The organism is Anaerorhabdus sp. (assembly GCF_036637135.1).
In the GTDB taxonomy this organism is placed as follows: Bacteria; Bacillota_I; Bacilli_A; order Erysipelotrichales; family Erysipelotrichaceae; genus Anaerorhabdus.
Window position 1 is genome coordinate 1 of sequence record NZ_JAVWNC010000091.1, and the last position, 5,788, is coordinate 5,788.

Below are 5,788 nucleotides of genomic sequence, written 5' to 3' on the forward strand. Positions count from 1 at the left end.
CATAATAATATACTCTCGCATTTTTACTTGGAATTTTACTGTAAAATTTCTTTTGAATTCGATCAATTACTACAAAGATATCCTCTGTGTTGGTAACTTCAGCCAAAAGACCAAAATTATTTGCAGTAAAACTTGTATAGATATCTGTACGTCTTAATGAATCTAAGATTATGTTTTCAAATGTTTCATGTAAGTGAGACTGTTTTCCTTTGATATCCTTAATTTCGAACACAATGATATGATAAAGTGCTTTATCTCGTCGTGCTTTTCTAACATATACTTGGTACAATTTTTTAAATGTCAATTGGGAACAAAATAATGGTCCCGATGACATTAAGTCTTCTTCAAACTCTTTTGGAATTTCTTCAATGTGCACAGTTTTAGCATTGTCATGTTGATCACCAAGAAATAACCCACGAATATTATCTCCTAAAGGTATACCTAATTCTTGATTAAATTTTCTCGACATTTTTTCAAAAAAAGTCAATGCCTTATTGTATTCTCTTGTTTCAATTAACGCTTTACAATAGAATAAAATAATTGTTTCAGAAAACTGATCTTTTTCTAATGCGTTACGGCAAACATGAATGAGTCCTTCGTAATTAGGTTTACTTTTCAAAAATTCATCTGAACAAACAGTCACAATCATTTTGTTATATAATTCACTAAAATATTCTCTTATAGATAAAATCCATTCATCGCTATATTCCGCAAGAAACTCACCAGAATTTACATCAATCAGATTGAGCATAGCTAAATCCTTTGATTCCGTTATTTTCTTATATTGATTCTCAAAAGAATCTAAATCCACTTTAACCTCTAAAGCAGGATTAAGCATATATCCCATTTTAGAAGTGATAATCCAATCACACTCACAAATTTTTGCTAATTCATTTCTTAATCTAAAAATTGCATATTTAATTGCACTACTTGGATTTTCACTTTCTGGCCAGAAGGAAGTAATTAACATATCTTTTGAAACAATTCGACTTCTATGATATACAAAATATGCGAGTAAACTTGATAATTGTCTGCCCAATGTATCTGCAGCATCGATGGTATTACCCGATAGCTCAATATAAAATTTACCTATCGTCTTAAATTCTATCGTATTCATACTTTACCTATCTTTTTTTCCATTATTTCTTGATTAACTGCATATGTTACTGCAGTTTCCTTGGAAATTTTGCCTTCCTTAAATAGTTCGAATATGGAATCATCCATGGACATCATGCCATCTTGTTTTCCAGTTGAAATATAATTATCTATTTGGTAGGTCTTACCATCCCTAATTTGCGTACGTATCGCATTGCTAGATAGTAAGATTTCAAAAGCGGGTATTAATTCATTATTCACTGTTGGAAGTAATTGTTGAGATACAATTGCTTGTAGAACAGTTGATAACTGAATTTGGATTTGTCGTTGTTGTTCTGGTGGAAATACATCGATAATGCGGTTAATTGTCTCCGCAGCACCAAGTGTATGTAAAGTCGATAAAACAAGATGCCCTGTTTCAGCCGCAGACAACGCAATTTTAATTGTTTCATAATCTCGCATCTCCCCAACCAAAATAACATCAGGAGCTTGTCTTAAAGTGGCTCTTAGTGCTTGCGCATAATTGTTTGCATCATTCCCAATTTCACGTTGAGATACAATTGATTGTTTATGTTTGTGTAAATATTCAATGGGGTCTTCTATCGTTACAATATGGGCATTTCTTGTTTTATTAATTTCATCAATGATACACGCGAGTGTTGTTGATTTTCCACAACCAGCACTCCCCGTTACAAGTACTAACCCTTTAAGAAGCTTAGAGAATTGTGTAACTGTATTGGGAATCGATAATTCAACAGGATTTGGTAAATCAGGTTTCACTACTCTTAATACCGCTGACAGTGATCCACGTTGATAATATACACTAGCTCTAAATCTACCTAACCCAGATATAGAGAATGAGAAGTCATCATCTCCCATTTCATTAACTCGGTCAAGTGAACGATTTTTGTTTAGTGTATAAATTTCATTAATAATTTCTCTTGCAACATCTGGATGAATCATTGTTTTATCCATCTGTGTAACATTACCATTTATTTTAAATGATATTGGACTTCCTGCTATAATAAAAATATCTGACACATTTTTTTCTATTGCTAATTGAAGAATTTCATGAATTGTCATAGATAATTCCTCCCCCTCTATTAAACATCAAAACCTTTTTGCGAATACTCATCCTCACTCTTTGTAACTACTACCCATGATAGTATTGTACTTTGTTTTGTTTCTTCGTTTATACTCAATTGAACATTCAACTGTGCGTTATTATTTATAATTATAGTATACTCAATAGCATTATCCAATATGTTTATGTTTTTTATTGAGTTATTCATTGCGATTTTAGCGTTTTCTATAGTCTCTGAGTTAGCCAAGATGCGATCAATTTCATACCGAATTTCCATCGCTTGAGTATCTGCATCATAGTTATTTTTTAATACAAATATCGATTGATTTACTCTATCTAAACTTGCTTCAGCTTGCTTGTAACTTAACGTAGAAAAAGAAACAAAAACCAAAATTACAAAGACAATTAAGATAGATGAATAGCCAACAGACAATCCATAATTCTTCGATTCTTTCATCTTAATAACCTCCTGACATAACTTCAAACTCAACCAATGTTTCACCCGCTTGAGAAATCACGATATGATGCTTTTCATAGTTTAGCTCTAGTGGTGTTGTCATAACATCAATCAGGTAGTCATCTTTTTTTTGTTGATAATGATTGTTCTCAATTAACTCAAATCCAGACAGTTCAACATTGTTAGTACGCATTTCTTCCGCAACACTTTCACCAATTAACATAGCTTTATTTTTTTTCACTGCTTCTTGCGACAATTGATTACTCTTCACAAAAAAATTAACACACACAATACTCGAAAGCGCAAAGAAAAGAATCCCCCATAAGATTTCAATTAAGAAGATATAAAATTTTGGCTTTCTTTCTACTTTCATAATTACCTCATTGCTACTTTCATCTCATATTCATCTTGATCTACTTTGATGCTATAGTTTAAAACTTGTCCATCTAAATCAAAATTAAGAGTACTTACCCTTGATATAATCTCACCACTTGATAATTTAAATGTGGTATTTGGTAATGCGATCATTTCTCTTAATTGTCCATCATAAGCATAGATATACTTAACATAATCATCAAATTCAATAACTAAACAATCAGTTTCCTCAATTGTTTCAATACTCACTTGATCTTTATTAGATTGTCTTAGTGATGTAGCTATAAAAGAAATTGGTAATCGTTCATCTTCCGCTTGATTTGTATTCGCAATTACTGTTTGGTAACATTTTCCACCAAGTAGAAGCAAGTAAAAACAACTTACAACTACACATGTAAGTAAAGTTAATGACCACAAAATTTCTACCACTTTTGATTTCTTCATATATTTACCTTTGATATACTTTTATTTCTGGTTTAATATTAGCTCCAACTACCTCATAAAATACATGGTATTTTTCTTTATCGACATGAACGCCATAATTTTCAACTAAGTAATCAAGAGAAGCTGGGTACATACCTTCGCTACTATAACATGATACTGCTGCGCGTTGTATCACTTCTTCAAGTCGAATTGCTCCCTCAGAATTTAGTTTCCTTTGTAAAGTAGACAATGACACATAAGCCCATCCTACAAATACTACAACTAAAATTAAATAGACAACTCGATTTATCTCTTTTTTCTTTTTAATCATAATTACCCTAAACTACTCATAATGCTCATTAGTGGCAACATAACTGATAATAATATAATACCTACAATGAGAACGCAGCTCATCATCATTGTTGGCTCAATTGCATTTAAGAATTTATTAATTGAATTCACTGATTCAGTTTCATACTCACTCGCAATTTTTGACATGGTTTCATCCAATTTTCCAGACTTCAATCCAAGTCGTAACATCTTTGTATAAACTGGCTTTAAAATACTTGAATCTGCAAATACAACTATCGGATCTTGTCCTTCCTCAATTTTTTCGCTACATATATTAATTTTGGTTAACATCATTGGATGATTAATCAAATGATGCAATGAATTAAACGAATCTTTTAAATTCATACCACTATTTACCAATAAGCTTAAGGCATATGCTACTTTACTTGTTTCGATATTGATCATCAATTTCCTAGTTAAGGGAAAAACAGATAGAAATTGAATTAGTGCATTTTCTTTGAATTTCACTTTAAAATACAAATAGAAACATACAATTATCAAAGTGAGCGCAACCAATATACCAAATCCATATCTTGCGACGAATTGCCCTACTTCCATAAAGACAATTGAAGTCGCTGATAAATCAACACCCATACTATTTAATACTTCTCTAAAGATAGGTAGTATTTTTATAACTAGAATTCCCATTAATAGAATCATCATCACGAATAGTATTAATGGATAAAATAGTGCATCCTTTACTTTATTTTGTATTGAATCTAGCCGATCATAATAAATTGCGCATTGTTTCATTACCCGATCTAAATACCCTGTCTTTTCTCCGACTTGGATCATTTCCAAAAAATATGAATCAAAAACATGAGTTGATTCTGCAGCTACATAAAAACTCTCACCTAACGATATCTCTTCTTTTATTTTCGCAACAGCACCTTTAAAATCTCGATTATCAATTTCATCTTCAATTACTTCAAGTCCTTCTTGAAGAGTTAGTCCCGAATTTAAAATCATAGCGAGTTGTTCACAAAATAATGATGTTTCGTGGTTTGTAATCATATGCTTACCCCCTTAATAAGTATACTTAGGTTCATATGAACCTTTGTAATTTTCACCTGATGACGCAAATGTTGGATCCATTAATTGCCACTCATCGGATTTGAAATAAATATTTGGATCAATCCATCCAATATCTTTAATAAATACTTCTACCCATGCATGATATCCTTCTTCAACATATCCAGTAATTAATCGTGTTGGAATTTGTTGAACACGGGCCATCGTTGCCATGAGTGCTGCGTAATCAAAACAGATCCCTGATTGTAGTGATAAGACCTCATCAACAACAGGGACAACAAACTTATTTTGAACTTCTTCTACTTTATCCCAATCATATTCAATGTTATTCACAATCCAATTATAGATTCGATAAACACGCTCAATCTCTGAAGTAGCTCCCTCACATATTTGAAATGATTTATCAATTGTTTCTGACTCTAAATTATAATCAATGATCTGATTTGGATATAAGTAAGGATAATTTGGATCATCTAGTACAACATCCATTTCTTGAGCCAATACCAAAGCATATGTATTATCTGTTACATTTTCTCTAATTTGAATTTCATACTCCCCATCACCCATATTTAATGGATAAGAAATAAATTCATTATCTTTTGATAAATCATAATTATACGTTTCATCATCTTTAATGACTTGAACTTTTAATCGCTTATGGTCATCTGTAATTGTCTTAACCATAATGTATCCCAAATTTGTATTTGAATAGTCAAGTTCAACCATGTAATTATTTACGACAAAAATTCCAGTAGCTTCTGGCACCTTAACATTTTCTATTGTAGGAATTATGTCACTTCCTGTTTTTTCAATAATCGGATATTTTGATTCATCAAAACTTGAACTACTTTGTGAACATCCCACAAGTAATAAAAGTAAGCAAATCAGATATTTCGTCAATCTCATAGCATCACCTATATTAATCATTATAATCAATTTGAACTCATATTACTATTAATAATAAAAGACGC

8 protein-coding genes are annotated in these 5,788 nt (G+C 31.4%); all 8 read right to left on the bottom strand.

Features of this window, described 5'->3' with window-relative positions:
- Positions 1–1,117: winged helix-turn-helix domain-containing protein (locus tag RR643_RS11050; protein ID WP_332483243.1), on the bottom strand; the 1,117-nt coding region annotated here is incomplete at its 3' end.
- The gene (locus RR643_RS11055; protein ID WP_332468957.1) at positions 1,114–2,178 is read right to left on the bottom strand and encodes a type IV pilus twitching motility protein PilT; all 1,065 of its coding nucleotides are present in this window, start codon (positions 2,176–2,178) and stop codon (positions 1,114–1,116) included. The genes RR643_RS11050 and RR643_RS11055, both read right to left, overlap by 4 nt.
- 20 nt (positions 2,179–2,198) lie before the next feature.
- Positions 2,199–2,636, bottom strand: coding sequence for a hypothetical protein (locus tag RR643_RS11060; protein WP_332483244.1), 438 nt, complete (start codon positions 2,634–2,636; stop codon positions 2,199–2,201).
- Between the two features lies 1 nt (position 2,637).
- Positions 2,638–3,009, bottom strand: a complete 372-nt coding sequence (locus RR643_RS11065) for a hypothetical protein (RefSeq protein ID WP_332483245.1) — start codon at positions 3,007–3,009, stop codon at positions 2,638–2,640.
- Between the two features lie 2 nt (positions 3,010–3,011).
- Positions 3,012–3,455, bottom strand: a complete 444-nt coding sequence (locus tag RR643_RS11070; RefSeq protein ID WP_332483246.1) for a DUF4860 domain-containing protein — start codon at positions 3,453–3,455, stop codon at positions 3,012–3,014.
- A 4-nt stretch (positions 3,456–3,459) separates the two neighbouring features.
- Positions 3,460–3,765, bottom strand: a complete 306-nt coding sequence (locus RR643_RS11075) for a hypothetical protein (RefSeq protein WP_332468953.1) — start codon at positions 3,763–3,765, stop codon at positions 3,460–3,462.
- 2 nt (positions 3,766–3,767) lie between these two features.
- Entirely contained in the window at positions 3,768–4,799 is a 1,032-nt protein-coding gene (locus RR643_RS11080; RefSeq protein WP_332483247.1) for a type II secretion system F family protein, read from the bottom strand.
- Between the two features lie 12 nt (positions 4,800–4,811).
- Positions 4,812–5,723: a transglutaminase-like domain-containing protein gene (locus RR643_RS11085; RefSeq protein ID WP_332483248.1), complete on the bottom strand. Its 912-nt coding sequence runs from the start codon at positions 5,721–5,723 to the stop codon at positions 4,812–4,814.
- Positions 5,724–5,788: the final 65 nt, after the last annotated feature.

Bases quoted from the DNA above. Each gene is read 5' to 3' on its own strand.
- RR643_RS11055 (WP_332468957.1), bottom strand. From the start codon at position 2,178: ATGACAATTCATGAAATTCTTCAATTAGCAATAGAAAAAAATGTGTCA.
- RR643_RS11060 (WP_332483244.1), bottom strand. From the start codon at position 2,636: ATGAAAGAATCGAAGAATTATGGATTGTCTGTTGGCTATTCATCTATC.
- RR643_RS11065 (WP_332483245.1), bottom strand. From the start codon at position 3,009: ATGAAAGTAGAAAGAAAGCCAAAATTTTATATCTTCTTAATTGAAATC.
- RR643_RS11070 (WP_332483246.1), bottom strand. From the start codon at position 3,455: ATGAAGAAATCAAAAGTGGTAGAAATTTTGTGGTCATTAACTTTACTT.
- RR643_RS11075 (WP_332468953.1), bottom strand. From the start codon at position 3,765: ATGATTAAAAAGAAAAAAGAGATAAATCGAGTTGTCTATTTAATTTTA.
- RR643_RS11080 (WP_332483247.1), bottom strand. From the start codon at position 4,799: ATGATTACAAACCACGAAACATCATTATTTTGTGAACAACTCGCTATG.
- RR643_RS11085 (WP_332483248.1), bottom strand. From the start codon at position 5,723: ATGAGATTGACGAAATATCTGATTTGCTTACTTTTATTACTTGTGGGA.